The sequence below is a fragment of the Natronorubrum sp. A-ect3 genome (assembly GCF_041821125.1).
Classification (GTDB): domain Archaea; phylum Halobacteriota; class Halobacteria; order Halobacteriales; family Natrialbaceae; genus Natronorubrum; species Natronorubrum bangense.
Window position 1 is genome coordinate 1 of sequence record NZ_JBGUBB010000015.1, and the last position, 23,790, is coordinate 23,790.

Here is a 23,790-nt window from a genome sequence, read left to right on the forward strand (position 1 = left end):
CAACATCCATACAGCAGCTGCTTTGAGGTCCGGTTTTCAGATGAACGCTGTCCAACTCGAGCGCGAGCTGTTAGACACCGACTCGAGTGCCTGCAGCGGATCGTTCGAACAACCGGCAAAGGAATAAAATCCACAACGGCACTGGATGCTGCGGATGCACGGCTCGAGTTCTGTCGGCGTCTGACCGTGGCGATGAGAGTGGGGCAGTGTAAGGCGGGTGGGATATGTTGTAACAGCCGTATGACCCTCAGTCGAGATACTGTTCCTCCCACTTTCTGCGGGCTTCGATCTGCTCGAGTCCGCGGTCACTGATCGCGTAGTAGTTTGTCCGCCGATCGAGCTGTCCCTTTTCCACAAGTGCTTTATTAACCAGCGTGTCGAGATTGGGATACAACCGGCCGTGGTTAATTTCACTACTGTAATACTTTTCGACTTCTTCTTTTACGTCTTGGCCAGACGGTTGGTCGGCCCCAGCGATCACGTACAGGAGATCGCGTTGGAATCCGGTCAGATCGTCCATTGTGCTACCACACAGACAAACCAACTAACCGACTATTTGTTATCGTTCTCGTATCAACGGTTCGAAAGGCGTTTTGGAAGACTAACTAGAGTAACAACACTGAGCAATCGGTTTGGTATCAGTAAGAGAGTACTACTGGCTTTAGAATGAGACCAGCGTCGCTATCGACATCGCAGCCCCGACAAACTCGAGGCAACGCTGTCGCGTTCGAAGTAGGTGTCTGAAGAATGTATAGTTGAATGTGAAACCCGTTACCGAACGTAAAAAGCCGTATTACAGGCGGGTGACGTTGGTGGCGCGGGGGCCCTTGGGGGCCTGTTCAATATCGAATTCGATGTCTGTGCCTTCTTCGAGGTCCGGACCGCCAACGTCTTCCATGTGGAAGAAAACGTCATCGTCCGCGTCGTCCGTCGAAATGAAACCGTAGCCGCCTGTGTCGTTGAAGAAATCAACGTTTCCTTTCGCCATTGCAATCAAAGAGTGTGCCCCGCCACGTATAACAGTTGTGTTATACTCGTCCTCTCGAGAACCAGACACACACGGAAGTGAAATAGCTGAAAATTCGCCTCTCAAGCCTCATTTTCTGTGTCCAGAAGTGTGTTTATTCTGATTAAATATTTCTCATGGCCGTGAGATGTCACTGTTTAGGGTTGCTACCGGCCGATTCCATTTTGGGTTGAGTGATACGTTCGGTTCAGACGCGCTCTGATGCGACGCGTGAACCGACTGAACAAGCGACCCGAGATCTGCGACGACTTTCGAATCGTGTCGGTGGGCCCGAGAGACGCGTTGTTGCAGAACCCACTCAGAGATGTCTGCTCGCCGCGGGCAGAGATTACCCAGGTAGCGTTCATCGAGTGTTCGTGAGACGTTTGTTACAGCGCAGTCGACTGCGTCGAAGGTGCTTGCCTTCTGATTGGTAGTCTCGATTTCCGATCGTCGGCACAGAGTTCGTCTTTCCGGGAGCGGCCCTCGCCTTTGCGGTACGGTTTCTGGCCTGTGACTGTTCTGTGGAACTGTGCGGTCGGCGGGCGCAATATGATGTGGTTAACATCGTGTTTGCGATGAACTTCGTCGTGTTTGCGCCCGTACTCTCTGGTGTTTAGCCTGTTTTCGGTGTCGGAGTGCTCTTTGCGTTGCTGATTGGCCAGCACCTGCTGCAATTCGCTCTTGTTATCGCTGAGACACCAATCGGCGACCTGGTTGTGTCGGTTGTCCGCTCCAGTGAACGGGAAGGTGCCGAAGATTCAGCTCCCGCCTGGTCTTCGCTGGGCTGATTTCGGCTGTTGCATCCCGAGCGACCGTTTTGCCGGCGAACTGAACACCGACGTATGATGGCGAACGGAGAGCGTTTAGTGGTCACCCTCGAGAGTAACCGGTATGGACGAACGCGTTCGCAAACACGCCGAGGTACTGGTTGACTGGAGCGCTCGCGTTGAGGCGGGCGATAACGTCGTGCTCGCAGTGGGGCCTGATGCCCACGAGCTTGCGGTTGCAGTCGCCGAGACGCTTGGCAGTCGGGGCGCGAATCTGCTTGCAACCTACAGCTCCGGCGAGATCACGCGCACGTATCTCCGGGCTCATGATGGCGACTTCGAGGAGAATCCGGCCCACGAACTCGCACTGGTCGAACAGGCAGATGTGTATCTCTCACTTGGGGGCGGTCGAAACACGAGTGCAACGGCGGATGTTCCGGGTGCAACTCGGCAGGCCTACAACAGCGCCAGAGCTGGAATCCGCGAGACGCGACTGGATACTCGATGGGTGTCGACGGTCCATCCGACACGTTCGCTCGCCCAGCAAGCCAACATGGCCTACGAAGCGTACCAGGAATTCGCGTATAACGCGATTCTTCGAGATTGGGAGTCACTGGCCGAAGAGATGGCCAGACTGAAACAGTTGCTCGACGACGGCTCGGAAGTCCGGCTCGTCTCGACCGACACCGATCTCACGATGCGAATCGACGATCGAACGGCAGTCAACAGCGCTGCTTCGGTGGTCTACGACTCGCACAATCTCCCCAGTGGCGAGGTGTTTACCGCACCGTACGCCACTGAGGGGACGGTGACCTTCGACGTCCCGATGACGCTCCATGGAGACGCGGTCCGCAACGTTCGCCTCGAGTTCGAAGCCGGCGAAGTAGTCGAGTACGATGCCGAGCAGGGGGCCGACGTCATCGCTGAAATCATCGACACTGACGACGGTGCGCGTCGACTCGGCGAACTCGGGATCGGGATGAATCGCGGGATCGACCGCTATACGGACAACATCCTCTTCGACGAGAAGATGGGCGAGACGGTCCATCTCGCGCTCGGGCGAGCCTACGACGCGAACCTTCCCGAAGGGGAGTCCGGCAACGAATCCGCGATCCACGTCGACATGATCACCGACGTCAGCGAAGATTCACGACTCGAGATCGATGGCGAGGTCGTCCAACGTAACGGCCGGTTTCGGTGGGAAGACGGCTTCGAGTAACCTCGTGAGTGGAGGCGGAACCTGTTGGAGCCGGTTTCGAACCCGTCACAGGAAACTGGTAGGTGCCTGTTAACAGTGTCTCGTGTGGATCCTGTGTGTTGTAACCAGGGGACACGGTTCTCGAAGCACCTGCATAATAATACCGTACTCCAGTCTTCCATCGAGTACCGCCATGACCGGTGGCGGCAAGTAACCGGTCAGGGATTTGTCATTCCCCTTGCACAGTTGTCTGCCCGCCTTGCCGGAGGCGGCACATATCCGGCGTTGCAGCTCACCTCGCACGCTTTTAGACAGGCCGACACGCTCTCGAGGCTCGAGTGCCTACGCCAGCTATGCGCGACCAGCTCCGGGCAGGGGCCGCGATCTACAACGCGGGCTACTACCACGCCGCCCACGACGCCTGGGAAGAACACTGGCTCGACCTCGAGTCAGGCACTGACGATGAGCAACTGCTCCACGGGCTGATCCAGTGTACGGCTGCTGTACACCACGCCCACGAGCAAAACTGGGAAGGGGCTGTCGGACTGGCAGCGAGCGCCCGTGAGTATCTCGAAGCGGTACCGCCTGACTACCACGGCGTCAATCTCCCGCCGATCCGGGCGTTTCTCACAGCGCTTGCGGCGGATCCAGAACGTATAGAGCGTCAGCCACCCGTTGGGCTCGAACACGAGGGCGAGCGGCCAACGCTTGCAACACTCGAGTTCGCGCCGACGGCGATTGCGGCGACGGTGCTTGCTGACGAGTTGGGGTTCGACGAAACGCCAGTTGCGCAGGCCCGAACGTACGCTGAGCGAGACCTCGAGGCTGGCGATGACGGCAGCCAGTTCATCGCACTGTTGTTTGCGTTCGTCCGAGAGGAGGCTCATCGCGGAATCATCTATCAGCGACTGCGCGACCACGTCGGCAGGCGACAGGCTCGAGAAGCAGACGTCGACGGACTGTTCTGATACGGTCTACTGTAGTCAATGACCGCCGACTCCATCCTGGCGATCGGCGGGAAATCGTTACAGCAGTCCGTATGAATCGTGCGCGTTCGAGATCAGTGATCGAGAAAAGCCAAGGCGGTGTTCAGTCGTGGTGGGCGGAGTTGTCCTGTGGCTCGTAACCGAGTGCCTCTCGAGCGCGCTCGATCGAGTAGTACTTGCGGTCGTTGTCGGAGATGCCGTAGACGATCTCGTAGTCGTAGTCGGCACGGATACAGCGATCGAACAGGTGTGCACAGTCGCGGTAGGAGAGCCACATCGCCTGGCCACGCTCGTAGTCGATCGGTGGATGCCCTTCGGTGAGGTTGCCGATGCGGACGTTGACGACCGAGATGCCGTACTCGTCGTGGTAGTAACGGCCAAGCGCTTCGCCAGTGACCTTCGAGACGCCATAGAGGTTCCCTGGCCGGGGAAGTTCCGTCCCATCAAGCAGGTAATCATCGTCTGTACGGTACATTTCGGGAGTGCGCTCTTCGGTCTCGAAGGCGCCGACGGCGTGGTTCGAGGAGGCGAACGCAACCTTTTCCACCCCGGCGTCGATGGCAGCCTCGTAGACGGTTTGCGTGCCGTCAATGTTGTTCGTCAGGACGCTCTTCCACGGTGCTGTCTTCCGGGGGTCACCCGCAAGGTGGATAACGACGTCGATGCCGTCCATCGCCTCCCGGATAGCTTCCCTGTCAGTAATGTCTGCGACGACGAACTCGCCCGGGTGATCGTCCGTCGGCGGATCGCGATCCAGTAAACGCCACTCGTGTTCGTCTGCGAGGCCGCCAAGGATGGCTGTCCCGACTCGCCCCGCAGCCCCAGTAAGCAGGACCGACTGTGCCATTCGTTCGAAGTGAGGCATACCGTCGATAAGTAACGTGCGATTCCGCGCTGTCGTGGTCGTCTATCGCATTCGATACGCCACCGTTGCACACTGTATCCCTCTCGAGTAACCGTCTTCAGCCACGTGCTGGACCGGAATCGACTTCCCGACGGCACGCGAGGTCTTGCGCATGTCGTCTGATGAAACTCCGACCGACGCCGAGGCCGCCTGCTTCGAGGCCGGTATCAAGTTCGGCACGCTGTACCACCAGTTCGCCGGCACGCCGATCGCTCCAGAGAGCGCATCCAGTCTCGCAACGGCGATGGAGGAGTCGATCGAGAACCAGCCCCACTGTACCGACGTCACTGTCGACGTGCGAATGGACGAACTCGAGGCCGAACTCGCCCATTCGACGGCCGACTACACCGAGCTGACGGGCCGGTTTCTCGAGGTCGAGATCGTCGTCGACTACGAGGAGTGTGAGGTCGTCACGCACATGGCGATGGAAGATGGCTATCCACTGATGCAACTCGAATCGGTCCGCAGCCGCTGATACGGTCTGCTGTACCGATCACCAGAGACGGGATCGGTGATCGGCGGTCACTGACGACAGCAGTCCGTATGATACTCGACTTTTCTTTCGGAATTCGGCTGCCGATTCGTCGATATCAGCCTGCTCGAGTGCGTTTTCACTTTCACTTTCGGGCGACCTTTTAAACCCGATCACGGTGAAAGAACATGTATGAGTCAAGCGACATTCGGCGACGACGAGGAACTGTTCGGTGAAGCAGCCAACGAAATGCGCGCGGACGTCGAATCCTCACTCGAGGACGGATGGGGGACACTCCCCAGCGCCGATGACGTCTGGGAGACCGACGCCGACAACGTCCTGGGTGTGTTAAACGGCCTTAACTCCGCACTGAACGTCGGCGATGCCGAGGAACATCTTCGTGACGCCAAAAAGTGGTTCACGATGGGCCAGCGAGCCGACGCGTTCGAGGACGCCGACGACCTCGAAGAAGAGATCGCCGACCTCGAAGACGCGATTGCGGACATCGCCGAGGCGGGCGACCAGGTTGGCGAACTCACCTCGACGATTCCGGCGCTTCGCGGGACGCTCCAGGACGCCGGGAGCACGGCCGACGCCGACGAGGACGCTGATGAAGAAGCGGCGGCAGAAGACGAAGATGAACCAGCGGACGAAGAATAACGCCAAAACTGTAGCCAGACACACCGCGGACGAATTGCCTCTCGCCCCACTGTACACCCACTACCGACGGTCGGGTCGTGAGACGTCTCGCTCGGCAACGGCCTCGAGCAACCGAGCCAGTGCGTCCGCGGCCAACTCGAGTAGTTCCTCGCCGCGCTCTTTTTCGCCCGCGCTTGGGTCGCCGACGACGCCGTTGTCGGTGAACTCGGCCGAATCGTAGGCCAGGTTCGTGTGGCTCACCCACTCGCCCCAGCGTTCAGCACTGCCAGCGCTCGCCTCGTCGATCCGGTCCTCACGGACGAGGTCGGGTTCGCAGTGGCGAAGCAAGGCGGTCTCGAGCGGGCCACCGTGGCCCATCTCGGCGGCGTGCTCGCCGACGGCCTCGAACCAGGTAAAGGGGACAGCGTAGGCGTCGCCGGCTCGCGTTACGGTCGCGCCGACCTCTCGGACGGCGTCGACGTTGCCGCCGTGGCCGTTGACGATGACGACGCGATCGAAACCGTGGGCGGCAAGGCTCTCGACTGCCTCACGGACGTAGCTTCGAAACGTCTCTGGAGAGACCCACATTGTGCCGGGGAACTGGCGATGCTCTTCGGCGATGCCAACCGGGATCGCTGGCGCGCGGACGACGTCGTCGTCAAATCGCTCGAGGCCAGCGTCGGCGACCGCCTCGGCGGTCAGGACGTCTGTCCCGAGGGGTGCATGAGGGCCGTGTTGTTCTGTGCTGCCGACGGGAACGACGGCGAGGTCGGTCTCGAGGTCGCGGATATCTGTCCACGTTGCATCGGTGAGATTCATGCGGAAACACTCCCACGGCGTGGGCATGAAACCCTCGGTGACTGCGTCGGGCAGGGCACGTCTTTCGGGGGCTTGCAGGTGCCACTCCGGCTGCTATATCGTTGTCTGTCGGACTGACTGGTATGTATCGCGGCGGCGATCTCCTCGAGACGCTTCACGGATCGATGCCCGAGTGGCTCTTGCTCTTGGCTGCGCTCGTCACGCGTTTTGGCGACGTTTGGGTCGTGATTTCGATCACAATCGCAGCGTCATGGCTGCTCACGTGGCAACGATCCACCGACGGAGCCAGTCAACCACAGCAAGGGGCGACGAACACATCCGAAATACCGTCTGCAGTCTGGATGGTCGGCGTCGTCGTCGGCGGGCTGGCAGTCATGACGGCACTCAAACACAGTTTCGCGTTGCCCCGACCGGCGCTCGTCGCAGCGACTCCTGGTGCGTTACCACCAGCACTCGAGTCGGTCTACGTCTCTACGGTGACGCTCAGTGGCTACGGCTTTCCGAGTGGGCACGCGCTTGGGGCAACTGTCGCCTACGGCCTGCTGGCACTGACAGTTCGAACCGGAACACGGCGCGCTCGGGTCGCCGTTGCGGGCGTCATCGTCGTCGCAATTAGTCTCTCTCGAGTCGTCCTCGCCGTCCACTACCCGGGCGATATCGTCGCCGGAATCGCCGTCGGCGTTGCCTATCTCGTTGCGATGGTGTGGCTCCTCGAGCGCTCGCGGTTCGATCGAGTCACGAGTGCCTTCGCACTGGCACTTGGGTTTGCACTCGTCGCGATAGCCATCAGCGGCGCTGCGGGCCGATCAGTGACGTATGCAGCACTCGCAGCTGGTGCGCTTGCTGTCTGGGCACTCGGTCATCGACAGTTTCACTCGTCCCCAACACCGCGGGTGACGTACCACGCCGGGTCGGCGACGGTGTCGATTGGACTGCTCGCCGGACTCACTGTGCTTGACGGGAGCGTGGCTGCAGTCGGTCCGGCTGCCGTGATCGGAGCGCTTGCAGTCGCACTAGCTATTATCCTTTCGTGACCGTCGATCAGAAGAGTCGGCGTTGTCGATGCGGCCCGTGCCCCCGATGGCGAACGCAGGGCCAACTGGTTTCAGACGCCTCGTCTATCCCTCGAATATGAGTGACGATAGTCGCACACTCGGCGTCGAACTCGGCGACCTCGATGACGACCTCGAGAGCCACGCGTATCCGATCAGCGAAGACGAACTGTTCGACCAGCACGGCGACAGAGAAATCGAGATGGGGGAGGAGACGGCGACGCTCGAGGAACTCATCGAACCGCTCAACGAAGACGAGTACGGCTCGGCCGACGAAGTCAGACAGGCGATCATGAGCATGGTCAGCGACGAGGCAATCGGACGGAAAAACTACAGCGATCGCACGCCGCCTGCAACTGGCGAGGACCGTCAGGACGAGGGTGCGCCAGGTCAGGATGGACAGCGAGAGCAGGAGTCGTTCTAGCGCCGGCCGTACCGACGGTTGTTGGGCAGTCGGTCCCGGCACAACCGGGGGCCAGCGTGTGGATGCGCTGGGAGAGAGATAGTAACAACTGAACCGATGGACACACGCATCGCACAGCCGTCGTGCGATGCGGTGTGCAGTGAGTTTCAGTGGCTACGATAGCCGACAGTTCAGTTGTCGGTTTCGACTTCTGTCCGTGCTTGGCGGCGTTGGGCGCGTTCGATGAACTCCTGTGGCAGTTCGTCGATTTCGCCGGCCTGGACACCCCAGAGATGTGAGTAGAGTCCATCGTTTCCGAGCAGTTGCTCGTGGCTGCCGCGCTCGACGATCCGACCATCCTCGAGAACGAGGATCTGATCGGCGTCTTTGATCGTCGAGAGTCGATGAGCGATGGCGAACGTGGTCCGATCCTCGGTCAGTTCGTCGATCGAGCGCTGGATGAGCATCTCGGTCTCGGTGTCGACGTCGCTGGTCGCCTCGTCGAGGACGAGGATATCGGGGTCTTTGAGCACTGCACGGGCGATCGCGACGCGCTGGCGCTGGCCGCCTGAGAGTTTGACACCGCGTTCGCCGACCATCGTGTCGTACCCGTCGGGCAAGTTCTGGATGAACTCGTGGGCTTCTGCGGCTTTGGCCGCGGTGACGATCTCCTCACGGCTCGCGTCGAACGAGCCGTAGGTGATGTTCTCTTCGACGCTGCCATAGAACAGAAACGACTCCTGGCCGACGTAGCCCATCGACTGGCGGAGACTCGACAGCGAGACCTCTCGAATATCCTGGCCGTCGATCCGGATCGCGCCCTCATCGACGTCGTACAGTCGGAGCAGAAGCTTGAGCACGGTTGATTTCCCAGCCCCCGTCGGTCCGACAAGTGCGACCGTCTCACCGCCGTCGACGTCGAAGGAGATGCCGTCGATGATCTTGTTGTCAGTGTCGCCGTCCCGCTCGTCGCGCTGGTCGTCGCTCGATGGGCTCTCGTTCTCGTCTGCAGTGCGTGAGACACCGTGATCCTCGTACGTGAAGCTCACGTTGTCGTACTCGACGGCTCCCTCGCTGACCTCGATCACCTCGGCCCCCTTTTCGCGTTCGATCCGGCCTTCCTCGTCCATCAGGCCGAAAATACGCTCACTCGAGGCCGCGGCGCGCTGGTACATATTGATTACCTGGCCGAACTGGGCCATCGGCCAGACGAGTTGCTGCGTATAGAGGATGAAGGCGACGAACGTTCCGGTTTGGAGCGTGCCCGTAAACGGACCTGGGCCGCTGCCGGTGAAGATCCAGTAGCCGCCGACGGCGAACGTCAGCACGAAGCCGATCCCCGAGATTAGCTGCAGAGCGGGGAAAAACCGAATTCGAAGCCAAATCGCCTCCCAGTTCGTGTCGTAGTACTTCCGGGAGACGTCCTCGACGCGGTCCGATTCGTACGTTTCCGTGTTCGAGGATTTGATGACGCCGATCCCGCCGAGGTTGTTCTCGAGGCGGGAGTTTACCTTGCCGACCGAGGAACGGACCGCGGCGTACTTTGGCTGAATCTTCTTGACGAAGATGTAGGTAAAGCCCGCGATCAACGGCACGGGCGCAAGCGAGACCAGCGCCAGCTGCGGGTTGAGCCAGAACAACAGCGCGGAGATGCCGACCACCATGACGATCAGCCGGGTTGCAGAGTTCATCCCCTCGTTGAGAAAGCGCTCGAGCTGGTTGACGTCGTTTGAGAGCACCGACATCATCTCGCCGGTCTGTTTCGAGGCGAAAAACTCCATGTCGAGTCGTTGCATCTTGTCGTAGGTGGCGGTTCGAACGTCGTGTTGGATATCCTGTGAGAAGGCGTTAAAGCCCCAGTTTCGAAGCCAGTGAAACAGCGCGCCGAAGACGAACGAGGCCGCGATAGCGATGGCGACGAACCTGAACTGTCCGTCGGCCGTCGCCGGCAGCCACGCCTCCGGCAGGATCACGAACGGCACCTGTTCGGCGAAGACGGCATCGCCGAAGATGGCGTCGATCGCAACCGCAAGCAAGAGTGCAGGTAACAGATCAAGCGCTCGCGCGAGCACACTCGAGATGAGCCCGACAGTGACGGAAAACCAGTACGGACGACCGTACTCGAAGAGCAGCCGTCGCATCGGGCTCTCGACCTGGTCCCGCTGGTCTTCGAACGGGTCGTCTTTCTCCCAGTCGACGTCCTGCATTACATCCGCCTCGGGGAGCGCTGGGGATAAGCGTTTGCGACAGTTACACGCCGGCTCGAATCAAGCGCCTCAGACGGACCGTTGTCCGTCAACTCCGTCCCGACCCGTCCTGCGGTCGCGACAGGAACTCGGTACAGCAGCCCGTCTCACTTGTAGTCGATATCGACCTCGTCGCCGGCCTCAATTCCAGTTTCGGTGGCGTAACCACGCGGTACCTCGAGGACCCACTTCGCCTGCCCAGTGTACTGGAGGTCGTTGCCGTCCTCGCCCGGCTCTGGCGCGCGGGCGTGCTCGATTGACGTGATCTCGCCGTCAGCGCCGATGAAGATGATGTCGATATCGAAATCCATCTCGCGCATGACGTAGGTGCGTTCGTCTTCACTCGAGTGAACGAACAGCATCCCTTCACCGTCCGCGAGCGATTCGTGGTCGCTCAACCCGGTGTAGCGTTCGGCTTGTGTATCTGCGACCTCGACATCGATTGCGGCCAGCTCGTCGCCGGTGTCGCCGTCGAGCACGCGCACGTCGGCTTCCGATTCCGCCCACGGCGGTGTCACAATCCCGAGTTGCAAAACGAGCAGGCCGATCAGTGAAATGGCGAGAACGGCTACTAGAACCGACCAGACACGCTCGAGAGCCATGCCGAATCCTCCGACGCCAGAAAGTAAAGGTTATTCGGACGGGGTGACTTCTGTCGAATGCGGGCTCGTGGTCTAGTTGGTCATGACGCGGCCTTTACAAGGCCGAGGTCGGTGGTTCGAACCCGCCCGAGCCCACTATTGCTGGCGCGAACAAATCCGTGAGCGCCAGCACTGTGACGCGAGTGGTGGTTCGTGCCCTGCAAGTCGCAGCACTCGAGCGGATGCGAGAGTGATCGTCTTGCTTCGGTTCGAACCCGCCCGAGCCCATTTCTGTGGCGAGCAATATCGCGAGCAGCAGGACTGTACCGAGGGCGGGTCGAACCCGCCCGAGCCCACTGTTGCTGTCCCGAACAACTCGTGAGCGACAGCCACGTCACGAAAGCACTCGCTCGAGTCCAAACGAGCCTGCCCAGAGAACTGATCAACTGCGAGCACTCGCGAAGACGCCGCCTACTGGACTGCGTAGAGCTCTGCATACGCCCCGTCCTGTTCGAGCAACTGCCCGTGTTCACCGCATTCGGCGATGGTTCCGTCCTCGAGTGCGTAGATGCGGTCGGCATCGCGAACGGTCGAGAGCCGGTGAGCAATCGCGACGATGGTATACTCTTGGGCCATCGACTCGATCCCGTCCTGAACGCGTCGTTCGATGGTCGCGTCGAGGTCGCTCGTCGCTTCGTCCAGCACCAGGATGTCTGCGTCCTCGAGGAGGGCTCGAGCAAGGGCGACACGCTGGCGCTGACCACCAGAGAGGCGGACGCCGTCGTCACCGAGTTCAGTGTCGTAGCCGTTGGGCAACTCGTCGAGGAATTCGGTGACCTGGGCGATTTCACAGGCTTCGTGCACCGCTGTGTGGGATGCGTCGGGGTTGCCGACGGTGATGTTCTCGAGCAGTGTCTCGTTGAAGATGTATGGATCTTGGCGGACGAACGCGATTCGCGACCGCCACGCTTCGGTGTCGAACTCGTCGATTGGCGTTCCGTTAGCGGTGATCGTGCCGTCATCAGGGGCGTACAGCCGGGCGAGTAGCGCCGCGATCGTCGACTTGCCTTCGCCGGACTGGCCAACGAACGCGACGAACTCTCCGTCGCCGACACGAAACGAGAGGTCTTGTAACACTGGCTCGTCGTCCTCGTAGGCAAACGAAACGTCCTCGAACGCGATCGGCGTCGCCGTTTCTGGGACCGACCGGTCGCCGCCCTGGATATCCTGGCTCGCCTCGAGTTCCTCGATAAACTGCTGGGTCCGAACCAGATGTGGGAGCCGTCCTTCGACCTTGTAGAAGTACTCGTTAGCGCTGCTGACACGAGGGCCGACCTGAAACATGACGAACAGGAACGCGGCCAACGCGCCGAGGGAGAGATCAGCGAACGTTATCGAGACGTAAATCAACCCGAACACTAACAGAGCGATCGAAAGGTTGTAGGCGGAACTGATCGCGGCTTCGTTACGGCCGAGTTTGATCGACGAGGTGGTAAACCGATCGAGGTGTGTCGAGAACTGCTCGTACAACGTATCAGTCATGCCGAGAAGCTTCACGTCTCGGATCCCTTGCGTTCCCGTCTGGACGTTCCGTTGAATCCCCTCGTTTGCGTCGGCCACCTGTTCACCGACGTCGTACCCACCCTCGAGAACGTTCCGGATGAGAACCGTCAGGGCCACGATCGACACTCCTGCAGCGATCGTCATGAGCGGTGAGATGTAGAACGCGACTGCGAGGTAGACCACGATCAACAGCACCTGTTCGAAAAACCGGATAAAGTCTCTGATCGCTTTTCCGGCGTACTCCGCTTGCGTGACGATCGCGTTGAGCACGTCATCGGAGCCTTCGGTATCGAAGTACGCAACTCGAGCGTCAAGCGCTGTTCTGAACGCTCGAGACTGGAGCTCACGGACGTAGTTCGTTCGGAGCGAGACGCGCATCCACGCGACGACAAACGATGAGAGATATCGAACCGTGATGACCGCACCGACGGTCAACACGATGTAGCCGAGTGTAAACGGAATCCCAGCGAACTCGAATGCAGTCAAGAACATGCCGATGATCCCATCTTCTTGGGTTGCTGTCTCGCCGGATGACTGTGCGATTTCAATGATCGGAATAATAAAACTCACACCGACACCCTCGAGGACAGCGACGATGCCACTGAAGAGGACGAGAAAGAGCGTCACGGCCGGTCGGTAGGTCGCGACCAGGTACAACCCCCGGAGCTTTTCGCGACGCGTAAGATCCTCGGTAGACATGTGTTCGGACCGAACGACCACTCGGTCAGGTATTGTTATGAGAACGTTATGAGATAGAAGAGGGTCACTTCTGGATGAACGTCAGCTGTGAACGATTCTATCGCTTTTTCTCTCGGTCTGGTGTCCGTCTCTGCATGTCGCTCGGTGACCGATCGTGGCTGCCGTTGCAGACGCTCGAGAACATCTATACGGCGCTTCCAGTGGCTGCTCCGACCGCTGTGAAGAACGTGTATCTGCGGCGAACACTTACGGACGATTTCGATCAGTTTGACCAGCCGCCGGATCCGTTTGCGACGCTCACGGCCGATCCAAACAGCATTCGATCGTTTACAGGTCGGCCGTATCCGCCATATCACGAGAAGGCCACACAGCTTGGCACCGTTCGCGACGGTGACTGGGATCGGACCGACGACGTCGTCATCACCGACGACGACTACCGGGAGCGATATGATCTTTATCGCGCGGATCGCTTCGAAGAGAGCGTCTTCTTCCAATCGATGGCGGCCCACTTCGTCGGTGGGACCGACTGGACCGAGACGCCATTCGTTGCTCGGTGTCTCGAACTGGCTGACGACGGCATCCCGTCCTGGCGGAGTCTCACAACCCGTGGGGCCATCCTCGAGCGCTGTGCTCGAATCGATGCGCTCTACGAGCGCATCCGGCAGGATGGCTACCAGTCACAGCAGGCGCTTGGGTTCGACTCGCTGCTCGGCGTCACTGAAGAAGTACTCGTGGATATCGGCCGTGATGGCGATCTCCTGTTCGTCAACGGCCGTCACCGTCTGGCGATCGCGAAACTACTTGATCTCGAGACGATTCCCGTTGGTGTGCTCGTCCGTCACCGAGACTGGATGCGTCGCCGGGATCAGTACGCACGAACTGGTGTGATTCCCGACCATCCAGATCTCCACGACGTACCCCGGCGTTCGGACTAACTTGCTGTTAACTGATCGTCTTCGAGGGGCATTCACAGTGAGCAACAGATGGCGATCTGGCTGCAGTCCCCGTTTGACACCGTTTTCGGACACTCAGTACCTGACTATCGCTTGGCGGTGAGGTCCAGCCACCGCGACGACCAGATCCACTCCGACGCGGATGGTCGCTCGTCCTCCATTGTCGCGATTCGGACGCCAACGATACCGGCGTTCGAATGCGGGTGCCATTCTTCTGGGACTGGTGCTGGCCGGAACGACGTGCTGTCTCGGGCGTCGAGCATACGTTTCATCTGTTCCAGTTTCGGTGTTCCCGGATAGTTACGAAGCTACTGACGTACCGAAACCAGTGGCTGTGTTAGTGTCAACGAAAGTATCACGTGATTTCTTCCTCGTCGACGACGGCTGCCGGTGAGCTATCCCCACTCGCGGCTGCCGTTTCGATTTCGGTCGCCGACAGCTCGAACTCGTGCAAATCGCGCACATCGGGATGCTCGAGATGTCTCCGGGCCCGTGCAGTCAGATCAGATGGTCGAGTGGCGGCTGCGATTTCCGCGCGGATCGATTGCCAGTATGTGTGTCGGCGTCGAACCAGGACTGGAACTGTTCGACACTCAAGCAACTTCGCGATTGCCAGTCGATGATCGCCGCGGTCGCTATGTAACACCTGACCATCTCGACCAATACTGACGGTCACCTCGTCGAGTCGCGGATCGATCGTCCGGTCCCACTTGTAGAAGACGGTCCGTTGATACTCGGGCCGGTCGGCCCAGAGTTCCGGCTGTGAACGATACCCATCAGTCGCGATCCGATCGTAGATCGCATCGAGTTCCTCGAATCGTGCCGCTAGTTCGTCTTCGGTCGTACAGCCTTTCGGTTGTTCACCGGCCTCGAGTCGGTCGCGATACTGTTCGAACTCGGCAGTCTCCGACCAGGGCGTTCCTTGCTGGAAGTGTGCTACGACGCTTCGGTAGGCGCTGGTTTCGTCGAACGGAACCACCGCACGATCCCAGTCGCCATCGACAACCCGTCCCCAGCGTTTCGACGTCGTCCGTACCTGAGTGTCGATCCGCGCAGGATCGATCCACAGCCGGGCGAAAGGATCTGCGTCCGTAATCGATGCAGGCCGAACCCACCGGCGCGCTCGCAAGTACGCCCTCGCAGCAGGAACCCCTCCCATGCGGGCAAGGAGTTGTTTCCAAAGCCGATTCCGTCGGCGTCTGAGATACGGGACGCTTCGGTGGACCAACTCGAGTACGCCTTCTGTCCGCACCGTCGCAACCGCGCGCCCGAGGAGTTCTCGTGGGGTGTGCTCTCGGCCCATTTTCGGCTGCTATTTCACGCTATCTGATCAATCTATGGCTCGTGTCAGTTGAGTAGCCACGACAGTCTCTCGAGTAAGAACCGGTTACAGAACAGGTTGCGTCAGTCGAGCAGCCCCCAGTCGAACCCTGATGACGTGCTGTCCGCTCAGGTCGAAGTGCAGGCTGTCAAGCGATACCGAGCTCGGTGTCGGCTGTCCAGATACCGGTAACTCGAGGATACATTGTCGACAATCAGATCTGAGCTGTCAGAACCACGTTCGGGCGGAGCAGTCATCGACAGTCACACACTCGTATCGCCGCTGAACGCTCGGCGGCTCTACTGTTTGAGCCGCGCAACGTTTTCCCGGATCTGACCCAGCAGGCCATCGCCAGATTCCGTCTGCAGGGCGCCGTGAAGAATCGAATTCTCCGGTTCATCCTTGACGACGACACGAAGGTAGGGCTCGAGTTGTTCGAAGTTATCTGAGAGAACGACAGTGTGGTTCTCCTCGTCGTGGTCGACAACCCCCGCGTCGGCCAACTTCGGAACGTGACACTGCACAGAAGAGACGTAGACACTCTTATATTCGTTTTTCGCCACCTCGTCTGGTGGAACATCCAGCTCCCAGCCGGCGACCTGCTCGGCGAGCGTCGAGAGTTCGATTGGATCGTCCCGTCCACGAAGTGCATAGAGAAGGTATCGCCGCCGACGGTTTGCCAGCAGCTCGAGGATAGTGTCTGCAGAGAGGTTTTCGACGTCTTGGTCCGAGGTAAGTGCTTCCATAACATGATATTACCCGTCAGACCAGAAAAGGGTGTCTTGAATATCTACAAATCCAACAGACCGCAATCAATGGTTGGTATACTCGAGTGTATCCGCTGCGTTACTTTGGATCGCTGTTCCTAACCGGAGACAGACTGGACGACCTCGAGTAAGTCAGTGGTAATCACTCTCGCAGCGGCTTCGCTTCGAAACCCTTTTTTATACGATCAACAGATGTAGAAATGCGCCGCCTTAGCTCAGACTGGGAGAGCACTCGACTGAAGATCGAGCTGTCCCCGGTTCAAATCCGGGAGGCGGCATACCTTTTCCGCGAGGCAATTCGTCGAGCAGAAAGTATCCCCGACCAGGTTTGGACTAGAGAAGACGCAACACGAGCGAAGCAAGCCACTGTCTTCGCGTGGTTCAAATCCGGGAGGACGCATACTTTTTCGACGTAATCTCTCCTCGAGCGAATACGACACTCGATTGAGAACTGAGCTGTCCTCGTTCCCGCGAGCGAAGCGAGCGGGAAGTCGAAAGACGAGCGCCAACGAGGGCGACCACATCCGGTCTGAAAGATGGCCTTTCTCATACGACACCACCGGACGCCGTGAGACGATGGGCGGAGTAGGTTCGAGTTACAGGTTTTCGAGATCCCAGCCGACGAACTCGTCTTCGAGGTCGACTTGTAGCGCCTGTAGGACCCGCGCCAGCCCGAGGTAACACCCAGACAGCATCCCGACGCCGAGGAGACTCGCATCGTCGTAGTGGGCCGCTAGATGCTCGTGTGTATCGTCATCGACCGCTCCATCGACGAACTGTTCGACGTACGCAACGAGGGCCGCATACTTTGGCTCGAGGCGATCAGGTTCCTCACGAGAGATGGCGAGGATCTGGTCGGGAGCCATCCCCTCGTCGAGAGCCACGCGGACGTGCTGGTGCCACTCGTAGGCTGCGTCCGCGTAGTAGGCGGTCGCGAGGATGACAGTCTCCCGTTCGGATGCCGAAAGACCACCCTGGTTCCAGACGACGTCGCCATACGTTCGGAACCCCTCGAGCAGTGCAACGTTTTGTCCGAGCGCCCGATAGACGTTCAAGCGGTCACCGGTCAACGAGTGTTCACGGTCCTCGTCAGCCACGGCTGTTTCTGAGAGCGACTGTAGCAGGTCTCGTTTCTCGGCTGGCAGCTCGTCTGGCTCGACGTACGTTATGCGTGCCATACGGTGCTGTTTCGGGTGCAGATACTATACTCCACATCCTGTTGGATCGGGTGCCGAACAGGGCAGAGTGGCTTCCCGAGGCAGGACTGTGCGATCAGTCACCGACGTAGACCGTTTTCAGCCGCGAACCACAGTGTGGACAGTACAGCGTCTGCCACTTCGCCGGATCCAGTCCGCCCATCGTCTTCGCCCGCCGGGCGTCCTCGCGGGCGAGGGCGGCCCCGCAGGTCTCACACGTCATACCATCGTCACGCTCTACCATCGATCCGAGTGAGGGTGCCGTCGGTATTCAGTCTACTTGTGCTATAGTAGCCACTGCAAGTCAATGCACACCTGATCGCACGACGGCTGTGCGATCAGTGTGTAAATCGTTGCAGTTGTTACTATAACGGCGTCAGTTCAGCCCGATCGTCGACGTTTTTCATTCAATTCCAAAGCCAGCCAACGTTTAACACAGTATAGATGGATTATATATCCATGCTCGCCGAAAATACCGCTGTTGTCGTTATCGACCTCCAGAAAGAATATTTCGTCGAAGACCGGCCGTGGTACGTTCCCGACGGCGAACGCGTCCTCGAGAACTGCCAGCGACTCCTCAACATCGCCCGTGAAACCGGTGCGACCGTCGTTCACGCCCGTCACGTCCAGCCCAGTCGAGACGCTCCCGTGTTCGCGTGGGGCTCCGAGTACACCAAAATTGTCGACGAAATCGACGTTCGAGAGGATGAATATCTCGTGACGAAGACGAAGCCGAGCTGTTTCCAGGACACCCGCCTTGCCGACATCCTCGTCCGAAACGACATCGAAAACGTGGTCAGCATCGGTCTCCTGTCGGCGATCTGCGTCGACACCACTGCCCGCGAAGCCGACGCACGTGGATATGACTCCCACTACGTCACGGACGCGACGAGCACGTTCCCCATCGGTGACAATGATCCTGCCGAAATCACCGACACCATCGCCGCTGTCCACGACACGATTTTCTCCAACGTTACAACGAGCGACGATATCGTCGATCGTCTCGAGTAGCGCAACTCGCCCGTCAGGTCGGCATCGACTCCGATATTGCCGTCGAGAAACGTTCGGGTGCGAGAATCGAACCCGACTGCGAAACTCACTCCCGTTCGTCTCGCGTGATTCGATCTCACCTTCCGGTTTATCCACTCCTCACGATTGTCGTCGGTAAAAAGTCCGGGTGCGAGAATCGAACCCGCGTCTCAGCCTCCACAAGGCTGAAGGATAACCACTACCCCAACCCGGACACGCTTACAAAACAAGATAGGAGTGGTTGGACTGAAATACGTTACGACTCGCGCACGAGCGTATGCGAGTGCGTACCGCGATAGTACGGGACATAAGTACGGCCGGGCGCGACCGGGATGTTTTTTGGCCCACAAGCGGTAAAACACCCAACGCGTGGCTATCACCGACAAAATCTACGTCAAAAACCACCGCCAGCTCAGCTCCCAGCTCGAGACGAATATCCCGAAGGGGGCGTTCAAGGGTGCGACGCTTGATATTCTCTTTCAGGGTGCCGGACTCGAGAAACTCGACGAGGCGACCCGCGATCGGGTGCTCGATTTCGCACAGGACTTTCTCGACTGTGACTGTGACAACAACCCCTACTGTGGCTGCCCCGAGCGGAAATTCATCCAGTATCTCCTCGAGTTGCGCGCCCAGGGACTGGGGCCAGATGCGATCGTCGACGTGATGACCGACGACTACATGGTGTATGCCTACTCCGGCGACGTCCTTTCGTTTCTCGACAACGGCGTTCGGACACTCGAGGCGGCCGAAGCACTCGCCCGCGTCGAAGGCGCAGACGAAAAGTACGACGAGATCCGCCAGGCAAAACAGAACCTCTCGAGATAGCCCCTACCGCAACTGGTATCGGTCGTCTTGGTCGTCTAGCTCATCGAGCTCATCGAGCAACAGTACTTCGTCCTCTTCTTCCTCGAGTCGATCCTGTAACTCGTTGACGTAGGCTTTGTACTCATCGAGCTGTTCGCGGAGATGGTCGGCCTCGAGTTCGAGGCGCTCGTGTTCGCGGATGAACTGTTTCGGGACTTCGACGGTTGGCGGGAACGAGTGGCTGTCGTCGTCTCCCGCGTTCGACTCGAGTTCGTCTTCGGGAACGACGGCGACTTGGCCGTCGTGGTCGACGAGCAAGTCGACGTAGTCCCGAAACACCGCGGACAACGAGATGTCGCGTTCGGCGGCGATATCCTGGAGCGCCTCGAACGCGTCCTCGTTTACGCGAAACGAGATCGTCTTGTTCTTGTTGCCCATTTGGCTTCTATTCGTCGTGCATGACACTTAACCGTTCGTCAGACAGAAATGGTGCATGCGATCGATATTCAGTCGACGAGCCAGCCGCCGTCAACGTCGACGGCAGCGCCGTGCATGAACGACGCCTTGTCGCTTGCGAGGAAGGTGACAACCTGTGCAACCTCTTCTGGGCGGGCGTAGCGCTGAGCTGGAGTTCCGTCGACGATTTCTCGGACCTCGTCGGGTGTTTCGTCGATTAGCGCTTCAGTCATCCCGGTCTCAATGAAGCCTGGGCAGACAGCGTTTGCGCGAATCTCGGGGCCGTAGTCGTGTGAGAGTTGCTTCGTGAACCCAATTACGCCGTGTTTCGATGAGGTGTAGGCGGCACCGCCACCGCCAGCGACCTTGCCGGCGATCGAGGCCGTATTAATGACGACTCCTTCGTCTTCGCCCTCGAGAAGGGCTGGTAGCGTCGCTTTCGTGAACAGAAAGACGCCCTTGAGGTTGATGTCCATAACCCGATCCCACAGGTCTTCGGAGGTCTCCCCGGTCGGCGCGTAATCGTCGAGGATACCCGCGTTGTTACAGAGCACATCGATTGTGCCGTACGTCTCGGTCGCCCGTTCTACGACGGCCTCAACGCTGTCGGGGTCGGAGACGTCGCCGATAATGCCGATTGCCTCGCCACCATTGTCCAGAATCTCGCTCGTGAGGTCGTCAAGGCCGTCCTCGTCGACGTCGACGGCAACGACGGATGCTCCGTTATCGGCGAACTCGAGTGCCATTGATCGACCCATTCCTGATGCGCCACCGGTGACAACGACAACACTGTCTGAAACGGACACCATACACTGATTTCGATGGCCAGCAGTAAAAATATCAGTCACAAATGACTGCTATGCTTGCTCATACGCCGGGGCTCCATCACGTAACGGGAATCGTCGGGGACACACAGGGGGCGATCGATTCGAGTGGCGCGATCCAAACGCGGGCCACGGGGTTACCGACGATGGATTCGACGGCGTCGACGCGCTGCTCGAGGCCGGTACCGATAGCTGAGTCGCCTCGCTCGAACCGTCGCCGAGACGAAAAAGGACGGTAACCGTAGCCGACCGATCTCAGACCGTTGCTTCGGTATCGTCGCGCTCGACGGTCTCGAGGCTCTCGAGGGCGGCGACAACATCGTTGCGGTAGTTGATGACTGGCGAGTCGTATCGCTCACGAGCCATCTGGGCGTACTCGTTTGTGGGTGCCGTCGAGGCGCTTTCCGGGGCTTCCTGTTCGGCTTCCCACTCCTCGTAGGCCTCGATTCGGTCGAGCGTTCGCTCGGCGGTTTCGACGACCCAGCGGTCGCGAGTGGCGTCGTCGACGACCGCGATCGACTCGGGCCGGACGGAGACGTTGACAGTGCCGTCGTCGGTCTCGTAGGTGCGTGGCTTGCCAACGATGGCGACGTAGGCTGGTGGCTCCGTATCGCGAAGGACGGAGGCGGCCTCGGGCTGGTACTGGCCGGCGTAGACGAAGAAGGTCCCCGTCGGGTCGACGACGCGGCCGCGCCAGTACTCGCTGTCGTCGCCGACGTCTTCGGTCTCGGTCAGGGTGCCGACGATGAACACGCGGTTGGCGCGGTCGCCAGTCGGGAGCAGCGCGTAGTTGGGCGCACGCTCGTCGTCGCTTTCTTTGAAGGTGTACGTCGAGTCGTTGAATTCGGAGGCGAAGACGCGGCGGGCGACTTCGCGGGTGAGTTCTGACTGGCTCATGTTACATCGACCTCGCTTTGATCAACAGCTGTTCTGGATCGGCTGGCCCGTCGAGTTCCTCGACGTCGTCGGCCAACACGTAGCGGCCGAACGTCGGCCCCTCGATACGGTAGTAGGTCCCGACGATATCGTCCATAATCTCGTCGGCGACAACGGTCGTATCCAGCGCATCCATCGCCATGTCTTTGGCTTCCTCCAGGCTCAGGCCCGTCAGGTCCTCGGTGGCCTCCTTGTCGAAGATAACCTCGTAGGCGTCGAGGCCGTCGTCGACGACGGCCTTGATCCGGAGGTCGAACTCGCCTTCGACCTCGCCGTGTTCGTTACAGCGGCCGTTCTGAAGCACTCGTGTACAGCCCTCTTTCGGGCAGCGCTTGATGAGCCCGCTGCCGCTTTGCATATCGACGAGCGCGCCTTCGATCTCGCTCGTGTCGTTGCCGACCTCGAGGTCCTCTTCGAGTTCCTCGATGACAGTCGTCGAGTTGAGTTTGACCGAGTACCGGCCCTGATACTCGTCAGTGACGACGTTTTGGAGTTCGTAGACGCCGCCTTCTTCGAGCGCCGGCAGGTCGGATTTCGCCCACTTGGTGAACTTGATTGTGCCCGTCGGGTCGCCCAGCAGGCCGACCTGTGCGACGGAGTCGCTGCGGGGATCCCAGAGTTCGATGACCTTCGCAGTGAGGTCGATCCACTCTTCGGGTTCGTCGACGTCCTCGATGTTGGCGGCTTCGCTCCCGCTCCGTGAGATGTCCTCACGCTCGAGGTCCGCTGCCTCGAGATAGTGGTTCGTGACGCTCCGTCGGGCCTCGTCCATGGGCACTTTGTACTCGTCGACGAGCGTGTGCAGGCGCTCCTCGACGTCTTCGACGGTAACGTCGATATGGTCTGAAAACTGGTCGTGTATCTCGTCCGCGTGCTGTCGTACGTCGCTCATTGTGTCACGCCTCCTCTTTCGTTTCACTGGGAGGCATACGCGGTTTCGCTCCCGATCATATTTAAACTGCCGCCACCGGAGCGAAAGTGAATTTCGAGACGTCGAATCAGCTGCTCACGAAGCGATCTGGCTTCTCTGTGGTGACGGTCGCGGGTTCTCGCCGTTGTCGAGATGAGGCTGGCGAGGCCGCTTTGGCGTGCGATCCACGCTCACCACTCGCGTCCCAGCGACGGGACTATGGGCCCTGCGGCCTAACAGGTCGGTAATGTCGGATCGTCGTCGACTCGAGCGATTCCTTCGTTCGAAGCTTCAGGAGGCTGGTCAGCAGTACGAAGAGGTTCGCGGCTCGACGACCAAGCAACTCGAAGAGGCTCGTGAGGCGTACGAAATAGCGAAAAACGCCCGCAGCCTTCCCTCAGACGAGAAGGGACGGGCGAAAATCGTCTGTCGTCGGTACGCCGAACAGCGGGCGGCGATGCTCGACGATCAGTATCGACCGGCCTGTTTCGAGGCGGATCATCCCGACTGTGAAGGCTGTGTGGAAGACGTTCGCGAGGGGCGGATCGAAACCTGGTGAGCGCAGTCGTGATCAGGTTTCAGACCAACACGTCGTTCGGTGTTACTCCTCGTCGGTTGTGACGATGCGCTCGACGACCGACCGCTCGCCGTTTTCGTACACGTACGTCGCCGCCGACTCCTCGTCGTCGGTCTGTCGGTGGCTCCCATCGCAAAACGGGAACGATTCAGCGAGCCCACACTGACAGATTGCAATATCACCCTTCGTCTCATCGATGTCCGATGGCTCCAGTTTCCGCGGGCCTGTGGCCTCGAGTTCGACTAGTCGTGTCATGACACTGCATTCGAGTGGCGAAGATGAAAAGCAACTGGTCGCAATCTGACACCGACCGTGGCTGTTATCGTCGTGAACACAAGGTACTTGAGCGCTGTTTGTGATTTCGAAATACGAACCAGTATGAGTTTTCACGATACAGGGCTGTCGATCGCAATCCTGCTTGCAGTCGTTAAGACGCTTATTCTGCTCGTGGGGAGCGTTATCACGTTTTTTGCGTACAAAGCGTACCGCCGGACCAGACAGCGCGCGCTTGGACTTCTCGCCGTTGGGTTTGGTCTCGTCACGCTCGGGTTGGTGCTTGCCGGCCTCCTCTATGAGCTGCTCGGAGTGTCGTTGATGATGGGGATTCTCCTCGAGAGCCTGCTGATGTTTGCCGGCTTCCTCATTATTGCACACTCGCTGTACGTCACGTGACTACTCC

28 protein-coding genes and 3 tRNA genes are annotated in these 23,790 nt (G+C 59.4%); 13 read left to right on the forward strand and 18 right to left on the reverse strand.

The window, feature by feature from the left end; genetic code table 11:
• Positions 1-247 precede the first annotated feature (247 nt).
• Positions 248-520 (reverse strand): PadR family transcriptional regulator, encoded by a 273-nt coding sequence (locus tag ACERJA_RS19530; protein ID WP_006065084.1) that lies wholly within the window; start codon positions 518-520, stop codon positions 248-250.
• Positions 521-793: 273 nt separating this feature from the next.
• Positions 794-988 (reverse strand): cold-shock protein, encoded by a 195-nt coding sequence (locus ACERJA_RS19535; RefSeq protein ID WP_006087767.1) that lies wholly within the window; start codon positions 986-988, stop codon positions 794-796.
• Between the two features lie 912 nt (positions 989-1,900).
• Here ACERJA_RS19535 and ACERJA_RS19540 point away from each other — a divergent pair.
• Both ACERJA_RS19540 and ACERJA_RS19545 read left to right on the forward strand, forming a co-directional pair.
• Positions 1,901-2,995, forward strand: a complete 1,095-nt coding sequence (locus ACERJA_RS19540) for an aminopeptidase (protein ID WP_373609885.1) — start codon at positions 1,901-1,903, stop codon at positions 2,993-2,995.
• Between the two features lie 332 nt (positions 2,996-3,327).
• A complete protein-coding gene (locus tag ACERJA_RS19545) occupies positions 3,328-3,942 on the forward strand; it encodes a DUF309 domain-containing protein (RefSeq protein WP_373609886.1) in 615 nt (204 codons plus the stop codon).
• A 121-nt stretch (positions 3,943-4,063) separates the two neighbouring features.
• Here the strand turns inward: ACERJA_RS19545 and azf are convergent, their stop codons facing one another.
• On the reverse strand, positions 4,064-4,807 hold the full coding sequence (gene azf / locus ACERJA_RS19550; protein ID WP_373609887.1) for an NAD-dependent glucose-6-phosphate dehydrogenase Azf: 744 nt from the start codon (positions 4,805-4,807) through the stop codon (positions 4,064-4,066).
• A 169-nt stretch (positions 4,808-4,976) separates the two neighbouring features.
• On the opposite strand from azf, the gene ACERJA_RS19555 reads away from it, so the two are divergent.
• Positions 4,977-5,339 (forward strand): dihydroneopterin aldolase family protein, encoded by a 363-nt coding sequence (locus tag ACERJA_RS19555; RefSeq protein WP_373609888.1) that lies wholly within the window; start codon positions 4,977-4,979, stop codon positions 5,337-5,339.
• Positions 5,340-5,528: 189 nt separating this feature from the next.
• Complete coding sequence (locus tag ACERJA_RS19560; protein WP_373609889.1) at positions 5,529-5,996, forward strand: DUF5790 family protein; 468 nt, start codon at positions 5,529-5,531, stop codon at positions 5,994-5,996.
• Positions 5,997-6,056: 60 nt separating this feature from the next.
• On the opposite strand, the gene ACERJA_RS19565 is transcribed toward ACERJA_RS19560, so the two are convergent.
• Complete coding sequence (locus tag ACERJA_RS19565) at positions 6,057-6,794, reverse strand: creatininase family protein (protein ID WP_006065076.1); 738 nt, start codon at positions 6,792-6,794, stop codon at positions 6,057-6,059.
• 122 nt (positions 6,795-6,916) lie between these two features.
• On the opposite strand from ACERJA_RS19565, the gene ACERJA_RS19570 reads away from it, so the two are divergent.
• A complete protein-coding gene (locus ACERJA_RS19570; protein WP_373609890.1) occupies positions 6,917-7,828 on the forward strand; it encodes a phosphatase PAP2 family protein in 912 nt (303 codons plus the stop codon).
• A gap of 97 nt (positions 7,829-7,925) precedes the next feature.
• Positions 7,926-8,270, forward strand: coding sequence for a hypothetical protein (locus tag ACERJA_RS19575; protein ID WP_373609891.1), 345 nt, complete (start codon positions 7,926-7,928; stop codon positions 8,268-8,270).
• A gap of 170 nt (positions 8,271-8,440) precedes the next feature.
• On the opposite strand, the gene ACERJA_RS19580 is transcribed toward ACERJA_RS19575, so the two are convergent.
• Positions 8,441-10,456, reverse strand: coding sequence for an ABC transporter ATP-binding protein (locus ACERJA_RS19580; RefSeq protein ID WP_373609892.1), 2,016 nt, complete (start codon positions 10,454-10,456; stop codon positions 8,441-8,443).
• A gap of 146 nt (positions 10,457-10,602) precedes the next feature.
• On the reverse strand, positions 10,603-11,097 hold the full coding sequence (locus tag ACERJA_RS19585; protein WP_373609893.1) for a DUF192 domain-containing protein: 495 nt from the start codon (positions 11,095-11,097) through the stop codon (positions 10,603-10,605).
• 61 nt (positions 11,098-11,158) lie between these two features.
• Here ACERJA_RS19585 and ACERJA_RS19590 point away from each other — a divergent pair.
• Positions 11,159-11,232: transfer RNA gene (locus ACERJA_RS19590), tRNA-Val, on the forward strand.
• A gap of 315 nt (positions 11,233-11,547) precedes the next feature.
• On the opposite strand, the gene ACERJA_RS19595 is transcribed toward ACERJA_RS19590, so the two are convergent.
• On the reverse strand, positions 11,548-13,338 hold the full coding sequence (locus ACERJA_RS19595; protein WP_373609894.1) for an ABC transporter ATP-binding protein: 1,791 nt from the start codon (positions 13,336-13,338) through the stop codon (positions 11,548-11,550).
• Between the two features lie 134 nt (positions 13,339-13,472).
• Between ACERJA_RS19595 and ACERJA_RS19600 the strand changes: the two genes are divergently transcribed.
• Positions 13,473-14,273, forward strand: a complete 801-nt coding sequence (locus ACERJA_RS19600; protein ID WP_373609895.1) for a hypothetical protein — start codon at positions 13,473-13,475, stop codon at positions 14,271-14,273.
• Between the two features lie 104 nt (positions 14,274-14,377).
• Here the strand turns inward: ACERJA_RS19600 and ACERJA_RS19605 are convergent, their stop codons facing one another.
• From ACERJA_RS19605 to ACERJA_RS19615, 3 genes are all read right to left on the reverse strand, one after another.
• Complete coding sequence (locus tag ACERJA_RS19605; protein ID WP_373609896.1) at positions 14,378-14,563, reverse strand: hypothetical protein; 186 nt, start codon at positions 14,561-14,563, stop codon at positions 14,378-14,380.
• An 83-nt stretch (positions 14,564-14,646) separates the two neighbouring features.
• On the reverse strand, positions 14,647-15,594 hold the full coding sequence (locus ACERJA_RS19610) for a hypothetical protein (protein WP_373609897.1): 948 nt from the start codon (positions 15,592-15,594) through the stop codon (positions 14,647-14,649).
• Between the two features lie 317 nt (positions 15,595-15,911).
• Positions 15,912-16,358 (reverse strand): hypothetical protein, encoded by a 447-nt coding sequence (locus tag ACERJA_RS19615; protein WP_373609898.1) that lies wholly within the window; start codon positions 16,356-16,358, stop codon positions 15,912-15,914.
• 225 nt (positions 16,359-16,583) lie between these two features.
• Between ACERJA_RS19615 and ACERJA_RS19620 the strand changes: the two genes are divergently transcribed.
• Positions 16,584-16,657, forward strand: a tRNA-Phe gene (locus ACERJA_RS19620).
• Between the two features lie 318 nt (positions 16,658-16,975).
• Here ACERJA_RS19620 and ACERJA_RS19625 read toward each other — a convergent pair.
• The gene (locus ACERJA_RS19625) at positions 16,976-17,557 is read right to left on the reverse strand and encodes a carboxymuconolactone decarboxylase family protein (RefSeq protein WP_373609899.1); all 582 of its coding nucleotides are present in this window, start codon (positions 17,555-17,557) and stop codon (positions 16,976-16,978) included.
• A 94-nt stretch (positions 17,558-17,651) separates the two neighbouring features.
• On the reverse strand, positions 17,652-17,798 hold the full coding sequence (locus ACERJA_RS19630; protein ID WP_373609906.1) for a hypothetical protein: 147 nt from the start codon (positions 17,796-17,798) through the stop codon (positions 17,652-17,654).
• A gap of 236 nt (positions 17,799-18,034) precedes the next feature.
• Between ACERJA_RS19630 and ACERJA_RS19635 the strand changes: the two genes are divergently transcribed.
• Positions 18,035-18,586: a cysteine hydrolase family protein gene (locus tag ACERJA_RS19635; RefSeq protein WP_373609900.1), complete on the forward strand. Its 552-nt coding sequence runs from the start codon at positions 18,035-18,037 to the stop codon at positions 18,584-18,586.
• Positions 18,587-18,746: 160 nt separating this feature from the next.
• Here ACERJA_RS19635 and ACERJA_RS19640 read toward each other — a convergent pair.
• Positions 18,747-18,818: transfer RNA gene (locus ACERJA_RS19640), tRNA-His, on the reverse strand.
• Between the two features lie 155 nt (positions 18,819-18,973).
• Here ACERJA_RS19640 and ACERJA_RS19645 point away from each other — a divergent pair.
• Entirely contained in the window at positions 18,974-19,429 is a 456-nt protein-coding gene (locus tag ACERJA_RS19645) for a DUF5814 domain-containing protein (protein ID WP_006065056.1), read from the forward strand.
• A gap of 3 nt (positions 19,430-19,432) precedes the next feature.
• Here the strand turns inward: ACERJA_RS19645 and ACERJA_RS19650 are convergent, their stop codons facing one another.
• From ACERJA_RS19650 to ACERJA_RS19665, 4 genes are all read right to left on the reverse strand, one after another.
• Positions 19,433-19,846, reverse strand: coding sequence for a CopG family transcriptional regulator (locus ACERJA_RS19650; protein WP_373609901.1), 414 nt, complete (start codon positions 19,844-19,846; stop codon positions 19,433-19,435).
• Positions 19,847-19,914: 68 nt separating this feature from the next.
• A complete protein-coding gene (locus tag ACERJA_RS19655; RefSeq protein WP_373609902.1) occupies positions 19,915-20,673 on the reverse strand; it encodes an SDR family NAD(P)-dependent oxidoreductase in 759 nt (252 codons plus the stop codon).
• Positions 20,674-20,943: 270 nt separating this feature from the next.
• On the reverse strand, positions 20,944-21,585 hold the full coding sequence (locus ACERJA_RS19660; RefSeq protein ID WP_006065053.1) for an RPA family protein: 642 nt from the start codon (positions 21,583-21,585) through the stop codon (positions 20,944-20,946).
• 1 nt (position 21,586) lies between these two features.
• Positions 21,587-22,516 (reverse strand): replication factor A, encoded by a 930-nt coding sequence (locus ACERJA_RS19665; protein ID WP_373609903.1) that lies wholly within the window; start codon positions 22,514-22,516, stop codon positions 21,587-21,589.
• A 265-nt stretch (positions 22,517-22,781) separates the two neighbouring features.
• Here ACERJA_RS19665 and ACERJA_RS19670 point away from each other — a divergent pair, with 265 nt between their 5' ends.
• Positions 22,782-23,093, forward strand: a complete 312-nt coding sequence (locus ACERJA_RS19670) for a hypothetical protein (RefSeq protein ID WP_373609904.1) — start codon at positions 22,782-22,784, stop codon at positions 23,091-23,093.
• Positions 23,094-23,135: 42 nt separating this feature from the next.
• Here the strand turns inward: ACERJA_RS19670 and ACERJA_RS19675 are convergent, their stop codons facing one another.
• A complete protein-coding gene (locus ACERJA_RS19675) occupies positions 23,136-23,366 on the reverse strand; it encodes a CDGSH iron-sulfur domain-containing protein (protein WP_373609905.1) in 231 nt (76 codons plus the stop codon).
• A 123-nt stretch (positions 23,367-23,489) separates the two neighbouring features.
• Between ACERJA_RS19675 and ACERJA_RS19680 the strand changes: the two genes are divergently transcribed.
• Positions 23,490-23,783 (forward strand): hypothetical protein, encoded by a 294-nt coding sequence (locus tag ACERJA_RS19680; protein ID WP_049889669.1) that lies wholly within the window; start codon positions 23,490-23,492, stop codon positions 23,781-23,783.
• Positions 23,784-23,790: the final 7 nt, after the last annotated feature.